Origin of the sequence: Kocuria sp. CPCC 205261 (assembly GCF_040981025.1) — a bacterium.
GTDB lineage: Bacteria > Actinomycetota > Actinomycetes > Actinomycetales > Micrococcaceae > Kocuria > Kocuria marina.
The window spans coordinates 105,837-124,188 of record NZ_JAVKPU010000006.1; the positions used below are offsets into that span (position 1 = coordinate 105,837).

Here is an 18,352-nt window from a genome sequence, read left to right on the forward strand (position 1 = left end):
CGCGGGGCAGGGTCCCATACCGCGCCGTCGTCATCAGCTCCGGTGCTGCGGAACGACGGCACACTGCCGGGGCAGGGTCATTGGCGGGAACCCTCGTGTGCGTCCCGGACCCACTCCTCGTCCCGGCGCAGGGACGACGAACCCGCGGGAGACGATCCGGCGGGCGGGACCGCCGCGTGCTGCTCGGTGTCCGCCTCGGGCTCCACGACCACCCGGGTGCCGGCACCGCGGGCGCGGGACGAGGAATCGGGAACGTCCGTGACGCTCACGGTCACCACGTTCAGGGCGATACCCAGGAGGAAGAAGATCCAGGCGGCCACGGCCACCGAGGCCAGGGCGAACAGCAGACCGATGAGCAGGAGACCCACGGACGTGAGGTAAGCGGGGGATTTGACGCGCCGGAAATTGAACTGCATACCCCTATTCCATCACGTTTCCGCGGGGCCTCCCGCCGGGATACCCGCCCCCACCAGGGACTTCACCCAGAACGTAAAGGGCTTGTCAGAACCACCCGGTAGGCAGTTGACTGAGCGGTAGTTGTCAACGAAAGGATTTGCCCTCATGCCCACCAACCAGACCGTGCAGCTCAACGACGGAAACACCATCCCCCAGTTCGGGTACGGGGTGTGGCAGGTCGCGGCGGACGTCGCCGAGGACGTCGTGAGCAAGGCACTGCAGATCGGCTACCGACACATCGACACCGCCAAGATCTACGGCAATGAGGAAGGTGTGGGTCGTGCGATCGCCAAGAGCGGGATCCCCCGCGAGGAACTGTTCGTGACCACCAAGCTGTGGAACGACGACCAGGGCCACGATTCCGCACTGCAGGCCATCGACGCGTCCCTCGAACGGCTCGGGTTGGACTACGTCGACCTCTACCTCATCCACTGGTCGCAGCCCGAGAAGGGCAAGTACGTGGAGACCTGGAAGGCGTTCCAGGAGATCAAGGAGTCCGGTAAGGCGCGTTCCATCGGTGTCTCCAACTTCACGGAGAAGGCCCTGCAGGACGTCCTGGACACCGGCGTGGTCCCCGCAGTGCACCAGATCGAGCTGCACCCGTACTTCACCCAGGAGCGCCTGCGCGAGATCGGCGCCCAGCACCAGATCGTGACCGAGGCGTGGTCCCCGCTGGGCCAGGGCAAGGCGGAGCTGCAGGACGAGACCATCGGTGAGATCGCCCGCGCCCACGACGCCACCCCCGCGCAGGTCATCATCGCGTGGCACCTGGCCCTGGGCAACGTGGTGTTCCCCAAGTCCGTGACCCCGGAGCGTATCCAGGAGAACTGGGACGCCCAGGAACTCACCCTGAGCCAGGACGAGATCGAGCGGATCAGCGGGCTGTCCCGCGAGGACGGGCGCCTCGGCCCCGACCCCGCCGACTTCAACGACTGACACCTCCGACACGCGCGTCCCGTGACGCGGCGCACACTGCTGTGACGCGGCGTCGGCCGGCCACCAGGCGGCGTCGACTCCCCGCGACACGGCGGGAACATGCCCCGGAAACGTGCCCCCGAGGCCCTCACGAGAGGGCCCCGGGGGCACGTTCGTACGGCGTCAAAGGTCACCGCACCCGGCGCGCGGGTGCATCATAGAGAGTTATGAGTCACAACACTTCGGACGGCGGCCAGGCCAGCAGCGTGCCCGTTGCTCCCAATACACACGTGGACCCGCACAACCCCGCGGGTCGTAAATCCTTCTTCGGCCAGCCAGGAATGCTGGCCAATCTCTTCTCCGTGGAGATGTGGGAACGCTTCTCCTTCTACGGCATGCAAGCACTGGTGCTGTACTACATGTACTACGCGGTCTCCGACGGCGGTCTTGGCATCGACCAGGGCGTCGCCGCGGGCATCGTGGGTGCGTACGGCGGCACCGTCTACCTGTGTTCCATCCTGGGCGGTTGGATCGCGGACCGGTTGCTCGGCTCCGAGCGCACCATGCTCGCCTCGGCCGTGCTCATCATGGCGGGACACATCGCCCTGGCCCTGATCCCCAGCGTGGCCGGGCTGACCATCGGTCTGCTGTGCATCGCCGTGGGGTCCGGTGGCCTCAAGACCACGTGCGTGAACCTCGTGGGAACCCTCTACGACCGTGAGGACCCCCGCCGTGACGCCGGCTTCTCCATCTACTACATGGGCGTGAACATCGGCGGCTTCCTGGGCCCCCTGCTGACCGGCTTCGCCTGGAACACGTGGGGCTTCCACTTCGGCTTCGGCCTGGCCGCCTTCTTCATGGCGATCGGCCTGATCCAGTACGTCCTCACCCGCAAGGGCCTGCCCGCCAGCGTGCACACCGTGGCCAACCCCCTGCCGCGCTCGCAGTACGGCAAGTGGATCGGCATCGCCGTGGCCGCCGTGGTGATCATCCTGGTGCTGCTGTTCACGGGCCTCCTCAACCCGGGCAACCTGGCCGACGCCGTGGTCCTCGTGGTGCTGGTGGCGACCATCCTGTTGTTCACGATCATGCTCCGGGACAAGGACCTCTCCCCGGAGGAACACTCCCGGGTCCTGGCCTTCATCCCCATGTTCATCGCCACCGCGGCATTCTTCGCCCTGTTCCAGCAGCAGTTCACGGTGCTCGCCATCTACGCGGACACCCGCCTGAACCTGAACTTCCTGGGCTACGAGTTCCCGCCCTCCTGGGTGCAGTCCATCAACCCGGTGTTCATCATCCTGTTCGGCATGGTGTTCGCGGCCATGTGGACCAAGCTCGGTACCCGTCAGCCCAGCACCCCCGTGAAGTTCGGTGTGGCCCTGCTGGCGATCGGCGTGGCGTTCCTGCTGTTCATCACGCAGGCGAACACCGCCTCCGTGTTCGTGGGGTGGATCGTCCTGGTCCTGTTCTTCGCGACCATGGGTGAGCTGTTCCTCTCCCCCGTGGGGTTGTCCCTGTCCACCAAACTCGCCCCGCGGAAGTTCCCGGTGCAGATGGTGGCCCTCAACAACCTCGCGGTGGCCCTCGGTACCGCCCTGTCCGGCTCCCTCGCGAGCTTCTACTCCCGTGAGAACGAGGTCGGCTATTTCGGCACCATGGGCGCGATCACCATCGTGCTCGGCATCATCATGTTGCTCGCCGCCAAGCCCATCCTGCGGCTCATGCGCGGCATCCGCTGAGTTCCCCTTCCGTGGGCGCGCGCCCCGTACCCGCAGCGGCGGGTGCGGGGCGCGTCGTCGTACCGGACGACGACGCCGCCCGCGCCTTTCCCCCACGCGGCTCGCCGCGCCGGGTCCTCTGGTGCTCCCACCACCCGGACCGCATCCTTTAGGGTTACCTGTACGCATGAGCCGCGGGTCACATCCATGTCATCGGAAACGGGTGCCAGTCAGCGGCTGCACGAGGCCGATCCGCGGAGGACACCATGAGCGATTCATCAGCGTCGAAGGGTGCCACCCCGGCATCCACGGCGAACAGCCGGACACCGGGCGCATCCGGTGCCGCCGGGGCACCCGCGTCCTCGGGGGGCGGGCATGAGCTGAAGCGGGTCATGGGTCCGGGACTGTTGCTCCTGTTCATCGTGGGCGACATCCTGGGCACGGGCGTCTACGCGCTGACCGGCAACATCGCCGGTGAGATCGGCGGCGCCGCGTGGGCACCCATTCTCATCGCGTTCGTGGTGGCCACGATCACCGCGTTCTCCTACCTGGAACTCGTGACCAAGTACCCCGGGGCCTCGGGTGCGGCGCTCTACACGCACAAGGCGTTCGGGATCCACTTCCTCACGTTCCTGGTGACGTTCGCCGTGCTGTGCTCGGGACTGACCTCCGCCGCCACGGCATCCAGCACCGTGGCCTCCAACTTCGCCAAGGGTTTCCACCTGGACGTGGGCCCGCTGGGGATCACCATCGTGGCCGTGGCCTTCCTGGCGATCCTCGCGTTGATCAACCTGCGCGGGGTGTCCGAATCGGTCAAGCTCAACGTGGTGCTCACGTGCATCGAACTCACCGGCCTGCTGATCGTGATCCTGGTGGGGTTCTGGGCCGCGGCCCAGGGCAACGCGGACTTCAGCCGCACGGTCATCTTCGAGACCTCGGACGACAAGGGCATGTTCCTGGCCCTGACCGCCGTCACGTCCCTCGCGTTCTTCTCCTTCGTGGGCTTCGAGGACTCGGTCAACATGGTCGAGGAGACCAAGGACCCCACGCGTAACTTCCCGCGCGTGATGCTGCTGGGCCTGTGCATCACCGGCGTGATCTACGTGCTGGTGTCCGTGTTCACGGTGGCGATCGTGCCCATCGGTGAATTGGGACAGTCCACGACCCCGCTGCTGGACGTGGTGCGCATCGGCGCCCCCGGTCTGCCGATCGACACCATCTATCCGTTCCTGACCATCTTCGCGGTCGCCAACACAGCATTGATCAACATGCTCATGGCCTCGCGCCTGCTCTACGGCATGGCACGGCAGGGCGTGATCCCGGGCTTCCTGGGCAAGGTGCTCCCCGGGCGCCGCACCCCCTGGACCGCGATCATCTTCACCACCGCGCTGGGCATGGTGCTCATCATCCTGGTGAACAACGCGATGGGTAAGGGCACCGCCGCGGCACTGGGCGGCACCACGGCGCTGCTGTTGCTCGCGGTGTTCACCGTGGTCAACGTGGCCGCCGTGATCCTGCGCCGCGACCGCTCCCAGGAGGGTCACGACTACTTCCACGCCCCGCGCGTCCTGCCCTACCTCGGCGCCATCACGTGCGCGTTCCTGCTGGGGCCGTGGGCCCAGGACGTCATCGAGTACCAGATCGCGCTCGTCCTGATCGCCCTGGGCCTGGTCCTGTGGTTGCTGAACTTCCTGTACGCCCGCCTGTTCACGGGTCGCCGCACCCGCTTCCAGCGCCCCGAGGACCTCGCCAACCTGGAGGACGTGGACCGCTGAGTCCGCTCCCCCACCCACCCGCTCACGGACCCGGAGACGTCATGAACATCGTTGTCGGATACCTTCCCACCCCCGCCGGCCGGGCCGCCCTGCGCGCCGGGATCACCGAGGCCACCCTGCGTTCGGCGGACCTCGTGGTGGTCCAGGGTCATCACACCAAGCGCTGGGGGCGGCACACCGGCCCCGAGGACACCGAAGCCGCCGTGAAGGAGGACCGCGCCGCGCTCGACGAGAGCGGCGTGTCCTACGAGCTGGTCCCCGTGGCGCACGACGCCGATCCGGCGGACGTCATCCTCGAGGCCACCGATCGCGACCGGACCGCTCTGCTCGTGATCGGGACCCGCCGGCGCACCCCGGTGGGCAAATTGATCATGGCCCCCACCACGCAGCGGCTGCTGCTCGAGGCCGGGTGCCCTGTGCTGTGTGTGAAGGCGGGGTACGACGCCGCCTGAGCGAGCGACGTCGACAGTTTCCCGTCACGCGCCGGCGGCCCTGACGGGGAGAGACCACGCGGGCACCAACCATCGCCCCGTGGAACGGCGGGCCGGACCCCCAAGGTCCGGCCCGCCGTCGTCGGTGGTACGTGATGGAAAGGACGCTCAGGCCGCGCGGTCGGTGCGCTCGTCGTGCTGCGCGGCGCCGTCCAGAGCGGTACTGCCCCGCGCGGGCCGGTACGACGGCGCGGGCGCGGTTGTCGTCGTGGAGCCGGCGCGGCGCATGGTCGCGGGTGCGGGCTGGGACACCCCGGCCTGACGCCACGAGAACCCGAAGGCGAGAGCGGGCACCACCTTGTTGGCCAGGGTGCACCCGGCGATGACCCCTGCCCAGGCCACGGGCACGGCGGCCAGGACGTCCAACGGGTAGTGCGCGCCCGAGTACATGCGGGCGGCCCCGACGATCACCACGGCCAGCGTGCCGAGCAGCGCGATCCGACGCCGTGAGGAACGGCGGGAGGCCACGAGACCCATGGCCAGCGCGATCGCCACGACCGCACCCGTGTGCGAGGACGGAAAGGACATGGAGCCGGTGACCGGTGCGAGGGCCTCTCCGCTCAGGAACGTGGGACGCGGCCGCTCCACGAACACTTTGACCAGACCCACGGCACCCCATCCGGCGAGGGCGGTGATGCCGAACCCGGTGGCGTCGAGGGGGCGGCGTCTGAGGACGGCCAGCCACCCGATGACGGCGGCGATGATCAACACCACCGCGCCGTTGGACAGTGCGTACTGCACCGCAGTGGCCACCGCGTCCAAAAGAACGTTGCGATGCTGGGAGAGCCCCTCGAGCAACGCGGTCTCCCCGTGGGTGATCTGCGGTGACAACACCACCAGACGCCCAAAGGTTGCCGTCAGCAACACCGTGACCAATGGAACGGCCACTCGGTGACGCAATTGCGGCAACCGCCACGGGGACCCGCCCGGCGAGGGGGAAGTGTGCTGCGCCGGATAGGTCATGTGTCAATGGTGACACGAGACACTCAACGATTCCTGAAGTGGGCGTGTCGCACGCGGTGTGGCGTCCCAGACGCGGAGTTCCAGGGTGTTCCAGGGTCGGCGTCGATGTGCGGGCGCACCGTGCCCCGCGGGCTGAGAACGAGGTTTCACGTGAAACATGTAATCCGAAAACACCTTTTTATGGTTGCATGATTCGATCGGAATATACTCGATGGGGATGGGTAATCCAGTCATGTGCTTTTTCTTCCGCGGACACCGTCACAGGGCGCTCAAAAAGTTCATTTCCCGAATACTGACTACACTCAGCCCTCAAGAAACATTCAAGAAGGGAAGAGACGATGGCGTCCACACCCCCACCCCCGCGCTCCACGCGAGAGTCTCGGGCGCAGGTCGGCCCGCCCTCCACACACCCACCCTCGCCGCAGCCTGCCTCCGCGCAACTGACCGCCCCGGGATCGCAGGCCGCACTGCGCCTGGCCAATCGCCGCAGGGTCGTGGACGCGGTGCGCGAGCTGGGTGCGGCGACCCAGGCGAGCATCGCGCGGGAGACGGCCCTGGCGCCGTCGACGGTCTCGTCCATCGTCCACGAGCTCACCGCGTGCGACCTGCTCGCCATGGAACCCGAGCACGGCGGGCGGCGCGGGCAGCGCGTGCACTTCAGCGAGAGCGCCGGCTACCTGGTGGGAGTGGACGTGGGCCACCGCCACGCGAGCGTGGCCGTGGCGGACCTGAACCTGGACGTCCGCGCGCAGCGGCGCATCGACCTCCCGGCCGGGCACCGCGCCGAGGACGTACTGACCGGGGCGCGAGAGATCCTGGACGAGTTGCGGACCTCGCTCGACGTCCCCGCCCAGCGCATCCTGGGCGCGGGGCTCACCCTTCCCGCGCCCGTGGACGCCGAGTGCCGCGGCCTCGGTTCGGAGGCCATCCTCCCGGCGTGGGCCGGGCTGGACCTGCGAGCGCTGGCCACCGGGACGCTGGGCTGTCCCACCGTGGTGGAGAACGACGCGAACGCCGGGGCCGTGGCCGAGCACGCGCTCGGCGCGGGGCGTGGGACGGCTCACATGGCCTACCTCAAGCTCTCGCACGGCGTGGGTGCCGGGCTGATCCTGGGCGGCGGGCTGTACCGCGGGGCCACCGGGTCCGCGGGTGAGATCGGCCACGTGACGCTCGACGAACGCGCGGGGCTGTGCAGGTGCGGCAACCGAGGGTGCCTCGAGACCTTCGTGTCCTCCCAGACCGTGCTGGACGTCGTGGCCTCCTCGGGTCGGCGCGTGGAATCCGTGGGTGACGTGGTCCGGGAGGCGCTGGCCGGCGATCCCGGATGCACCCGGGTGATCACGGACACCGGGCGGTTGATCGGCGGCGCCGTGGCGCAGCTGTGCAATGCGTTCAACCCGGAACTCGTGGTCGTGGGCGGGGAGCTCGCGCGCGCCGAGGACCTGCTGCTCGATCCCGTGCGGGACGCAGTGCAGCGCTACGCGGTGCGCGGTTGCGTGTCCGGGCTGCGGATCGCCACCGCGCAGCTCGGGGCCCGGGCGCACCTCACGGGTGCGCTCATCCGTGCGCGGGCCGAGACGTCCCTCCCCGTGTAAGACGTCCGGGGCGCGCCAGCCGCTGCAAACGACACGCGGGAAATTTGTCTTCGACTCATGGACATTTTGTGATCTGGGTCCTACCCTGGGTTCACTGTCCTTCCCCGGCAGCCGCCCTCCCTGGTCCCACGAGCTGGTTCCAGGAGACAAAAACCCGCCTCGTACGGGCCCCTCGACCGGTACATCCCCGGAACTGAAGGCATGATGCCCGGGAGCGGGAAGCGTTGAATTTCGATACAGCAAGGGAGCTGCGGGATGAGCCATCCAGCGCAAGCACACTCGCCGGAGCGTCATCAGACGAACACCGGCGCGGTCATTCGCATCACCACCGTGGCCGCGTTCGGCGGTCTCCTCTTCGGGTACGACTCCGCCGTGATCAACGGTGCGGTCTCCTCCATCCAGTCCACGTTCGACGTGGGTCCGGGGCCCCTGGGCTTCGCGGTGGCCGCGGCCCTCCTGGGCGCCGCCGTGGGTGCGTTCTTCGGTTCCCGCATCGCGGACCGCACGGGGCGCATCCCCATCATGAAGATCGCGGCACTGTTGTTCCTGCTCTCGGCGATCGGCTGCGGTTTCACGCAGTCCATCGAATGGCTCGTGTTCTGGCGGGTCGTGGGCGGTATCGGCGTGGGTGTGGCGTCCGTGATCGCACCGGCGTACATCGCGGAGGTCTCCCCCGCACACCTGCGCGGACGCCTGGGCTCCCTGCAGCAGATGGGTATCGTGTTGGGCATCTTCCTGTCCCTGCTCATCGACGCCCTGCTCGCCCACGGGGCCGGTGGCGCCGCCAATGAGATGTGGTTCGGGCTGGCCGCGTGGCGCTGGATGTTCCTGGTCATGGCCGTGCCCGCCGTGCTGTACGGCATCGGCGCGTTCCTGATCCCCGAGTCGCCGCGCTACCTGGTCTCGGTGGGTCGTCCGGACGAGGCGCGCGCCGTCCTCTCCAGGATCCACGGTGAAGACGCCGTGGACGCCCGCGTTTCCAAGATCCGCAGCACCGTGGACGACGAACGCAAGCCCCGCTTCGCGGACCTGCGCGGTTCCATGGCCGGGCTCAAGCCCGTGGTGTGGGTGGGCATCGGCCTGGCCGCCCTGCAGCAGTTCGTGGGCATCAACGTGATCTTCTACTACTCCAACGTGTTGTGGGAGTCAGTGGGCTTCAAGGAGTCCGATTCGTTCACCATCTCCGTGGCCACCTCCGTGGTCAACGTGGCGGTGACCATCGTGGCCATCTTCCTGGTGGACCGGATCGGGCGCCGACCGCTGCTGCTCCTGGGCTCCGCCGGCATGGCCCTGTCCCTGGGTGTGATGTCCGTGGTGTTCGCGACTGCCACCAAGGTCATGGTGGACGGCCAGCTCACCCCCGAGCTCGGCCCCGTGGCCGGACCCGTGGCGCTGATCGCCGCCAACCTGTTCGTCGTGTTCTTCGGTGTCTCGTGGGGTCCGCTCATGTGGGTCCTGCTCGGTGAGATGTTCCCCAACCGCATCCGCGGCGCGGCGCTGGCCGTGGCCGGTGCGGTGCAGTGGATCGCCAACTGGGCCGTGACCGTCTCCTTCCCTTCACTGTCCAACTTCTCGCTGGGACTGACCTACGGCATCTACGCGTTCTTCGCGCTGGTGTCCCTGGTCTTCACCATCAAGATGGTGCGGGAGACCAACAACGTGGAACTTGAGGACATGCACGCCTGATCCCACTCTCCCCGTCCCGATGCCCCGGTTCGCGTGACACGCGCACCGGGGCATCGTCACACCGGGTTCACGGCCGTGATAACAGCTCGTCGTAATACCGGTAGGGGTCGGGTGTTCGGGTATTTTCAAGACAGATTTGCCGCTGCCCGGGCATCGGGGCCCGGGAAGCACGACACATTCAACGACGAAAAGAGAGCCTCCCATGACGCAGCACACCGACTCCTCGACCTCAGGACGCAAGTCCGCGGGCCACGTGATCGTGGATTCCCTCGCGGCGCACGGGGTCGAGCGCGCCTACGTGGTTCCCGGCGAGAGTTACCTGGACGTCCTGGACGGGCTCTACGACTCCCCCATCGACACTGTGGTGTGCCGTCAGGAGGGTGGCGCCGCGTACATGGCGGAAGCGGACGGGAAGATGAACGACGTCCCGGGCGTGGCCATGGTGACCCGTGGTCCCGGCGCAGCCAACGCGCACGTGGGCCTGCACACCGCGTGGCAGGACTCCACGCCCATGGTGTTGTTCGTGGGACTCATCCCGTTCGAGCACCGTGAGAAGGAAGCGTTCCAGGAGTTCGACCCGCATCAGTGGTTCGCCTCCGGGGCCAAGCGCGTGATGGTCCTGGACCACGCGGAGCGGGCCTCCGAGTACGTGGCCGAGGCCATGTTCGCCGCGCGTTCCGGGCGTCCGGGGCCCGTGGTGGTGGGCCTGCCCGAGGACATCATCACCCGGCAAATCGAACCCACGGTGCACCCGGAGATCCCGGTGGCCGGCGGGGGGATGACCGTGGAGGACTGGAAGGCCCTCGAGTCCGCGCTCAAGGAGTCCCAGAAGCCCCTGTTTGTCTTCGGTGGTAACGATTGGACCTCGCAGGGCGCGCAGCATTTCACCGCGTGGCTCGAGGAACACCACATCCCCGCCGCCGCGGAGTGGCGCTGCGAGGGCACCGTCCCGTTCGATTCCCCCTCGTACGTGGGACCCATCGGTTACGGCCGCCCCAAGCCCACCCACGATCTGCTGGAGGAGACCGACCTGCTGGTGTTCGTGGGCACGGTCCCCGGTGATGTGATCACCAACGGCTTCCTGGTGCGCCAGGACTGGACCAAGAAGAACTTCATCGTGACCATGGACCCCTCCATGCGCGGGCGTTCCGGCGCGGTGACCTACCAGATCGTGGCCAAGCCGGACGTGTTCGTGCGTGACCTGGTGCGCATGAACCTGCCCGTCTCGGACGTGTGGCGGAACTGGTGCGCGCGGATGCGTCAGCAGCAGGTGGATTTCTCCACCCCCAAGAACGCCTCCCCCGCGGACGGCCCGGCCTCGATGGACACCATGATGGCGAACCTCGTTGCGACCCTCCCCGAGGACGCCATGGTCACCTTCGGCGCGGGCGAGCACACCAACTGGGCCCACCGCTACTTCCCCACGAACGGCTACGCGTCCATGATCTCCGCGCGCAACGGCTCCATGGGTTACTCGATCCCCTCCGCTGTGGCGGCGTCCCTGAACTACCCCGGCCGCCGCGTGATCTCGATCGCCGGGGACGGCGAGTTCCTCATGAACGGCCAGGAACTCGCGACCGCCGCGCAGTACGGCGCCACTCCCCTGGTCATCGTGATGGACAACCAGGAGTACGGCACCATCCGTACCCACCAGGAACAGCACTACCCGGGTCACGTCTCCGGGACCCAGCTGAAAAACCCGGACTTCGCGGCCATGGCCACGGCGTTCCACGGTTTCGGCGTGCGTGTGGAGCGCGAGTCCGAGATCCCCGGGGCGCTTGAGCAAGCCTACAAGGCGATCGACGAGGACCACACGTTCGCGTTGATCCACCTGGTCGTCCAGCAGCGCAACAAGGCATACTGATCCCGATATAAATACTTGTCACGACGCCGCGTCGCCCGTCCCCAGGGAGGGGCACCGCGGCGGCGTCGTCCGTTCAGGACACGCGCGCGAGGATCACCGCAAGGGGTGGGCGGCCTGATCCCGGTACATCCGCCCGACGACGACCGCGACCACGCCGAGCGTGGGGGTCAGCAGTGCGACACCCCAGAAGATCGCTTCCGGTGACAGCGCCTGCGAGACGGGTCCGGCCACGGCCATGGAGATGGGCATGAGGGACAACGAAACGAAGAAGTCCAGGGACGAGATCCGCCCCAGCATGTGCCCGGGCACCCGCCGTTGCAGGAGCGTGCCCCAGATGACCTGACCCGCGCCACCCGTGGCCCCGAAGATGCACAGCGCCGCCGCCATGACCCACCACGAGTCGGTGCTACCCACCAGACCGAACGGCAGGGTGCCGAAACCCCACAGCCAGATCATGGTCGTGAGGTACTTGCGGGGCAGTTGCACTGATGCCATGATGCTCGAGCCCACGGCCGTGGACACGCCGTACAGCCCCAGCATGGCGCCGTAACTCGCGAGCGATCCGCCCAGCCGGTCCACCACCAGGAACGGGACGAGCACCTCGAGCGGGCCGATGAACAGGAACACCGCGCTCATGGCCCACAAGAGCGTCCACAGCAACCACGGGGTGCGCACGCAGTACCGGAACCCGTCCACGAGATCGCGAAGGACGGAGGGCCGGGCGGTGTCCACCGCAGGGATCGGTCCGGTGACCTCGCGCTCCGGGATCCGTAACCGCAGCATGAAGGACAGCGCGATCGCGTGGCACACCGCGATCGCCAGGACGGACGCCCCAGGGAGGGCCAGGCCCGTGAGGACCCCGCCCACCGCGGGCCCGGCCGCGATCTGCAGCAGGGGGCGGGCCGTGCCCTCCACGCCGTTGGCCGCGAGCAGCTGATCGGGCGGCAGGATCCTGGGCAGGGCCGCGGAGTAGGCGGGGTAGAAGAACCCCACGGTGCCGGCGAAGACGAACGCGGCGAGCGCGAGGTGCCACAGCGCGAGGGTGTCGGTCCAGGTGAGGATCACGATGGTCAACGCCGTGACCAGGTTGGTGACCTCCACGCACCGCAGGATGACTCCCAGGGGCAGGCGGTCCGCGGTGACCCCGCCGAGCAGCACGAAGCACACCATGCCCACCGCGCCGGCGGCCATAACGAGGGACAGTTGAACCGCGGAACCCCCGAGCGCCATGACCCGCGCCACGAGGGCCACGGCCCACAACCCGGAGCCGAAGACGCTCATGCACATGGCCACGGCGAGCACCGTGTACGCACGTGACGAGAACGGCCGCAGGGCCCGGGGAAGTTTCACCCGCACAGGTTACCGGTACGTTGTCACGGGGACCACACCGGTGCCATACGGTGAGGACGGAAGCCTGTCCGTCCCCGCCGTGGAGGAGTCATCGTGCGCGCAACCCATGTCCTCGAGAAGGGGATCATCTTGACCGAGCAGTGACCGACCCCGGAGGCCACGCGGGCACGTGCGTGATCATGGGTGCGGGCTTCGCGGATCTGTTCTTCCTCCAGGACGCGCTGCGCCGGGGCTTCGAGCAGGTGATCGTCTCGGACAAGCAGGAATCACGCTTGCGGATCGCCCGGGAGCTGGGGGCGCACACGGTCCGGGTCCCGGACGAGGAACTGGCCTCCGTGGCCGCCCGGTCCGAGCCCGGTCTCGTATCCTTCCACAAGGCCGTGCGCCGCATCCACGACGGCGAGGTGACCGTGGACTACTGCCTGGGCCCCGTATACCCGTTCGAGGAGGCCGGCGAGGTGCTGCGGATCGTCGAACGCGGCGGGGACGGCCACGTCAAGTTCACGATCGTCCCGTAGCACTCTCCTGCGGTCCCCGGTCCCGGAACCCCTTGAGGATCTGCAGGGCCACCGGGATCACCGAGATCACCACGATCAGGATCGCGATCAGGTCCACGTGGTCACGGATCAGCGGGATCCCGCCCAGCAGGGACCCGGCCACCACCATGATGGTCACCCACAGGAAGCCACCCAGGACGTTCCACCCCACGAAGCGGCGGTACGGGTGGCGCGCCGTGCCCGCCACGAGCGGGACGTACGTGCGGATGATCGGGACGAAGCGCGCGAGCACGATCGCCCTGCCGCCGTAGCGCAGGAAGAAGTCCTCCGTGCGGTTGAGGTAGGAGGTCTTCAGGAACCGGGCGTCGTCGGAGAAGAAGCGCCGGCCGAACCGGTTACCCAGGAAGTAGCCCACCTGGTCCCCCGCGACCGCCGCGATGAACGGTACCAGGATCATGAGCCACAGCGGGACCTGCAACGCCTCGTGCAGCAGTCCACCCGTGAACAGCAGGGAGTCCCCGGGCAGGAACGGGAACAACAGCCCCGATTCCACGAACACCATCAGGGTGGTCCCGGCGAGCGCCCACGGCCCCAGCTGCTCGAGCAGTTGGGCGGGATCGCCTAGCGGTGGCAGCTGCGGGATCAGCGTTCCCGCGGTGTGCAGCAGTTCAAGCGTCATGGTGACCCACTCTTCTCCTCGTGGGCCGGGTGCCGCGCACCACGGTCCTGTTCCTCCCCGGACGACGGCGCTCGCCCGGGGTAGCTCGTTCGTCCCGTGGGTGTGCCCGCAACCGGGGTCGCGCGGGGCGCGATCACGGCTGCTGCGGCTTCACGAACGGGAAACTCAGGACGTCGCGGATGGTCGTGGCGGTCATGAGCATGACCAACCGGTCCAGCCCGATCCCCATGCCACCGGCCGGGGGCATGCCCACCTCCAGGGCGTCCAGGAAATCATTGCCCACCCGCATGGCCTCGAGGTCCCCCGCGGCGGCCTTGAGCGACTGCTCCGTGAGCCGGTGGCGCTGGACCACCGGGTCGGTCAGCTCGGAGTACGCCGTACCGAGTTCCATGCCGTTGACCACCAGGTCCCAGCGTTCCACGAGCCCGCGCTCGGAGCGGTGGCGTGCGGTCAGCGGGGAGGTCTCCTCCGGGAAGTCGCAGTAAAACGTGGGGAACACGGTGTGCGGTTCCACGAGCTCCTCATAGAGGCTCTCGAGCACCGCCCCGGGGCCCATGCCCGGACCGATCTCCACGTCGTGCTGCGCGGCCACTGCGAGCAGGGTCTCGAAGTCCGAATCGATCGAGATCCGCCGTCCCACCGCCTTGCTCACCGCATCCGTCACGGCGATCACGGGCCACGGCCCGGACACGTCGGTCAGCACGGGCACGGCGTCGGGGTTGTGCACGTCGTACAGGGGCAGCACCTGGGTACCGTGCAACGCCTGGGCCACCGTCTTGATCATCGTCTCGGTCAGCTCGCGCATGACCGTGTAATCCGCGAACGGGTGGTACGCCTCGAGCGCGGTGAACTCCGGGTTGTGGGTCGCGTCCGCGCCCTCGTTGCGAAAGTTGCGGGCTACCTCGAAGATGGGCCCGCTGCCCGCCACGAGCAGTCGCTTGAGGTACAGCTCGGGTGCGATCCGCAGCGTGAGGTCCATCCCGTACGCGTTGATGTACGTGCGGAACGGGCGCGCCGAGGCCCCACCGTGCACCGTGTTCAGCACCGGTGTCTCGACCTCGCGGTAGCCCTGCCCGGTCAACACGCGGCGCACGGTGTCCACCGCGAGCGAGCGCTGACGCAACAGGTCCATCCCGCGCGGGTGGGGCGTCAGACGGCCTGTTGCGAGGCCGTCACCGGGAGGCCGGCCTCGAGCCGACGCCGCCGGTCCGCCTTCTGGCGCTTGACACCCGCGAGCGCGAGGAGACCTCCGATCACGGCCAGCGCGGCCGCCACGAGGGCCGGGGAGCGGTAGCCGAAACCGGCGGAGATCACCGCACCGCCCAGCAGGGCCCCGATCGAGTTGGCCACATTGAACGCCGCGTGGTTGAGCGATGCGCCCATGAGCTGGGCGGGCCCCGCCGCCGTGATGAGCCAGCTCTGGATGCTGGGCATGATGAACGAGTTGGCCAGTGCCATGAGGAACCCGGCCACGAAGATCCCCACGGGGGATCCCGCGAGCGCCCCCACGAGCAACAGTGCCGCGGTGAGGGCCGGGAAACCCACGGCCATGGTGCGCCGGGCACTGCGGTCCGCGCTGATCCCGCCCAGGATGTTGCCCAGGGTCATGCCGATTCCCACGACCGCGAGCAACCACGGGATGCCGGCGCCGGACAGCCCCGCCAGCTCACGGCTCATCTGGGTCAGGTAGCTGTAGATCGCGAAGAACCCGCCGAAACCGATCCCCGCGATCCCCATGACGATCCACACCTGCGGCAGCCGGAACGCCCGCAGTTCACGGCGCCGGTTCGCTCCGACCACCCGGTCCTGGTGGGGGACGGTCAGCCACACGCCGATCGCAGTGACCGCGAAGACCACGGCCACCGCGACGTATGCCATGCGCCAGCCGTAGGCCTGACCGACCGCCGTCATCACGGGGACACCTACGACGTTGGCGACCGTGAGCCCCGATAAAGCAAGTGCCACACCCTTGGCCTGGTTCCCCGGACCCATCACGGTGGCGGCCACGAGGGACGCCAGACCGAAGTATGCGCCATGGGGAATACCCGCGAGGAACCGCATCACCAGGAGGGACTCGAACGTGGGCACGATTGCAGAGGCGAGGTTGCCCATGAGCAGTGCCGCGGCCATCACGAGCAGCATCGTGGTGCGGGAGGACTTCGCGGCGAAGAAGGAGATGACCGGGGCCCCGACCACGACACCTATGGCATACGCGCTCACGAGCCACCCGGCGCGTGCGATCCCGGTCTCGGAGGACGCACCGTAGAGATCGGGCAGGAGGTTCTGGGCGATCTGGGGCAACAGTCCCATAGACGCGAATTCCGTGCAGCCGATGCCGAAACCGCCCAGAGCCAGGGCGAACAGCGCGAGTCTGCGACGGGCGGGGGTCAACTGGGTCATGGACGCGCGACCTTTCGAGGATTCGCAGGTGGAGCTCCCCAGAGGGATGCGGGCGAGTGGCCGGAGAGGCCGTGGCGATCGGTCCGTGGCCTATGACAGCGCACCGCGCAGGCGCTCGTAGCGGGTGAACCGCGCGGGCGGACCATTCGGGCAGCACCCGGGCGGGCACAGGATTACTACAACACGGTGCACGCGCGATTTATTCACGAGCCCGCGCACGTGTGGGTGAGGTCACGATCATGAACTGTCCCCACCCCGTGCACGAAAGTTATCCACAGGTGTGGAGAACCTTGTGCATATCGCGATCGACATGTCCCCTACGGGGCAGTCCTAGCGCGCTGTCGCGGTATCCACAGGGGTGTTCACAGTTGTGGAATTACACATCTGTAAGTTGTTAACAGGTGTGGACAACCCCTGTGGACAGCCATTGGGACGCCCGGATCAGAGCGCGATCCCCGACCCGGATCCGGCGGAACGGGAGAGCTTTCCCTGCTTGCGGCCGGGCCCGGTCAGAGTCGGCGACGCAGCCCCGGCAGCATGGCGAGCGCCACGAGACCACCGGCGATCAACCCGCCCACATGCGCTTGCCAGGCGATGCCGCCCACCAGGAAACCGAAAGCCAGGTTGATCGCGATCAACACCGCGATGGGCGTGATGTTGTTCTTGAAGTGGCGCATGAACACGAACATGGCGCCGAAGAGCCCGAAGACGCCGCCGGACGCCCCGATGACGAGCACCCACGGATTACCGAGCAACAGCACTCCCACGGATCCGCCCAGCACGGACACCACGAACAGGACGGCCATCCGCCAGGTCCCCAGCAGCGGCTCGAGCATCCGACCGAAGAGATAGAGCGTGTACATGTTGAGCAGTAGGTGCAGCGGTGAGGGCATCGCGTGGACGAAACCGCTCGTGAGCATCCGCCACGGCTGGGTGTCCGTGAGCGAGGGAGCGTATCCCAGGATGCTCGTCAGGCTATAGGGCGTGAACAGGCTCGTGAGCCACTGCAGGCCCCACATGACCACGCAGATCCCGATGAGCGTCCACGTCACGGGCATGCCCCCGACGCGCTGGGGGCTGCGACGACGGCGCGGCGCAGCGCCGTCGTACCCGCCGCGTGGCGCGCCACCCGGGTGGGCGGACTGCTGACCGTGGACGTACTGCCCGTACCGCGGGGCGGGAACGGGCACGCCGCTCCACGGGGCGGGAGCGTCCGGGGCGCCGGCGGACCGTCCGTAATCCGGCGGGTCGTCGGGGTGGTGGGTCATGGTCATCCTCCGGGAGTGGGCGGGGCGGCTGGACGGGGCTCGAATACGGACGAAGCCCACCCGGGGACCGGGTGGGCTTCGTGCCGGGCGTGAAAGCTGCGGGTCAGAGCTTCTCGATGTCGATGGAGGTGATCACGCAGTCCTCCACGGGACGGTCCTGGCCGCCGGTGCGCACGTTGTTGAGCTCGTCCACGACCTTCTTGGACTCGTCGTCCGCGACCTCACCGAAGATGGTGTGCTTGCCCTGCAGCCACGTGGTGGGCGCGGTGGTGATGAAGAACTGGGAGCCGTTGGTGCCGCGGCCGTTGCGGGTACCGGCGTTGGCCATGGCCAGCATGTACGGGGCGTTGAAGTTCAGTTCAGGGCTGATCTCGTCGTCGAAGTTGTAGCCCGGGCCACCGATGCCCTGGCCCAGCGGGTCCCCGCCCTGGATCATGAAGTCCTTGATGATGCGGTGGAAGACGACGTCCTTGTAGAGCGGGCCGTTCTGCTTCTCACCCGTGCGGGGGTCCGCCCATTCCTGGGTGCCGTCCGAGAGACCCACGAAGTTCTTGACCGTCTTGGGCGCGTGGTTGCCGAAAAGGTCCACCACGATGTCCCCGTGGTTGGTGTGGATGGTGGCCTTGTGCGTGGCGATAGCGGAAGTCATGATTCACATTGTGGCACGGCGTCCTCGGGGCCGGCAGAACGCTCCC

16 protein-coding genes are annotated in these 18,352 nt (G+C 67.9%); 8 read left to right on the top strand and 8 right to left on the bottom strand.

The genetic code is table 11. The features are described from left to right. Positions 1–77: 77 nt before the first annotated feature. Complete coding sequence (locus RF646_RS07775) at positions 78–416, bottom strand: hypothetical protein (protein ID WP_144932800.1); 339 nt, start codon at positions 414–416, stop codon at positions 78–80. A gap of 145 nt (positions 417–561) precedes the next feature. Here RF646_RS07775 and RF646_RS07780 point away from each other — a divergent pair, with 145 nt between their 5' ends. The 4 genes from RF646_RS07780 (at position 562) to RF646_RS07795 (ending at position 5,316) form a co-directional block, all read left to right on the top strand. Then, on the top strand, positions 562–1,392 hold the full coding sequence (locus RF646_RS07780; protein ID WP_085108198.1) for an aldo/keto reductase: 831 nt from the start codon (positions 562–564) through the stop codon (positions 1,390–1,392). A 206-nt stretch (positions 1,393–1,598) separates the two neighbouring features. After that, the gene (locus tag RF646_RS07785) at positions 1,599–3,110 is read left to right on the top strand and encodes a peptide MFS transporter (RefSeq protein ID WP_085108195.1); all 1,512 of its coding nucleotides are present in this window, start codon (positions 1,599–1,601) and stop codon (positions 3,108–3,110) included. 245 nt (positions 3,111–3,355) lie between these two features. After that, positions 3,356–4,864 carry an APC family permease gene (locus RF646_RS07790; RefSeq protein WP_167317876.1) on the top strand — a complete coding sequence of 503 codons (1,509 nt, stop codon included), beginning with the start codon at positions 3,356–3,358 and terminating at the stop codon, positions 4,862–4,864. A 41-nt stretch (positions 4,865–4,905) separates the two neighbouring features. Then, complete coding sequence (locus RF646_RS07795) at positions 4,906–5,316, top strand: universal stress protein (RefSeq protein ID WP_064846944.1); 411 nt, start codon at positions 4,906–4,908, stop codon at positions 5,314–5,316. A gap of 147 nt (positions 5,317–5,463) precedes the next feature. Here RF646_RS07795 and RF646_RS07800 read toward each other — a convergent pair whose 3' ends face one another. After that, entirely contained in the window at positions 5,464–6,318 is an 855-nt protein-coding gene (locus RF646_RS07800) for a phosphatase PAP2 family protein (protein WP_368835661.1), read from the bottom strand. A gap of 338 nt (positions 6,319–6,656) precedes the next feature. Between RF646_RS07800 and RF646_RS07805 the strand changes: the two genes are divergently transcribed. From RF646_RS07805 to RF646_RS07815, 3 genes are all read left to right on the top strand, one after another. Then, entirely contained in the window at positions 6,657–7,913 is a 1,257-nt protein-coding gene (locus tag RF646_RS07805) for an ROK family protein (protein WP_368835662.1), read from the top strand. Positions 7,914–8,168: 255 nt separating this feature from the next. Continuing rightward, the gene (locus tag RF646_RS07810; RefSeq protein ID WP_368835663.1) at positions 8,169–9,599 is read left to right on the top strand and encodes a sugar porter family MFS transporter; all 1,431 of its coding nucleotides are present in this window, start codon (positions 8,169–8,171) and stop codon (positions 9,597–9,599) included. A 202-nt stretch (positions 9,600–9,801) separates the two neighbouring features. Then, positions 9,802–11,463: a thiamine pyrophosphate-dependent enzyme gene (locus RF646_RS07815; RefSeq protein ID WP_368835664.1), complete on the top strand. Its 1,662-nt coding sequence runs from the start codon at positions 9,802–9,804 to the stop codon at positions 11,461–11,463. A 93-nt stretch (positions 11,464–11,556) separates the two neighbouring features. Here RF646_RS07815 and RF646_RS07820 read toward each other — a convergent pair whose 3' ends face one another. Further along, positions 11,557–12,813 (bottom strand): MFS transporter, encoded by a 1,257-nt coding sequence (locus RF646_RS07820; RefSeq protein ID WP_368835665.1) that lies wholly within the window; start codon positions 12,811–12,813, stop codon positions 11,557–11,559. 140 nt (positions 12,814–12,953) lie between these two features. Between RF646_RS07820 and RF646_RS07825 the strand changes: the two genes are divergently transcribed. Beyond that, on the top strand, positions 12,954–13,331 hold the full coding sequence (locus tag RF646_RS07825; protein WP_368835666.1) for a hypothetical protein: 378 nt from the start codon (positions 12,954–12,956) through the stop codon (positions 13,329–13,331). On the opposite strand, the gene RF646_RS07830 is transcribed toward RF646_RS07825, so the two are convergent. From RF646_RS07830 to RF646_RS07850, 5 genes are all read right to left on the bottom strand, one after another. Beyond that, positions 13,315–13,989, bottom strand: coding sequence for a DedA family protein (locus RF646_RS07830; RefSeq protein ID WP_064845497.1), 675 nt, complete (start codon positions 13,987–13,989; stop codon positions 13,315–13,317). The two genes, RF646_RS07825 and RF646_RS07830, sit on opposite strands and share 17 nt — an antisense overlap. Before the next feature lie 133 nt (positions 13,990–14,122). Continuing rightward, positions 14,123–15,121 (bottom strand): amino acid--tRNA ligase-related protein, encoded by a 999-nt coding sequence (locus tag RF646_RS07835; protein ID WP_368835667.1) that lies wholly within the window; start codon positions 15,119–15,121, stop codon positions 14,123–14,125. Between the two features lie 17 nt (positions 15,122–15,138). Next, positions 15,139–16,389 (bottom strand): MFS transporter, encoded by a 1,251-nt coding sequence (locus tag RF646_RS07840; protein WP_144932786.1) that lies wholly within the window; start codon positions 16,387–16,389, stop codon positions 15,139–15,141. 509 nt (positions 16,390–16,898) lie between these two features. Continuing rightward, entirely contained in the window at positions 16,899–17,657 is a 759-nt protein-coding gene (locus RF646_RS07845; protein ID WP_368835668.1) for a rhomboid family intramembrane serine protease, read from the bottom strand. Positions 17,658–17,760: 103 nt separating this feature from the next. Then, positions 17,761–18,306: a peptidylprolyl isomerase gene (locus RF646_RS07850; protein WP_064845494.1), complete on the bottom strand. Its 546-nt coding sequence runs from the start codon at positions 18,304–18,306 to the stop codon at positions 17,761–17,763. Positions 18,307–18,352 lie beyond the last annotated feature (46 nt).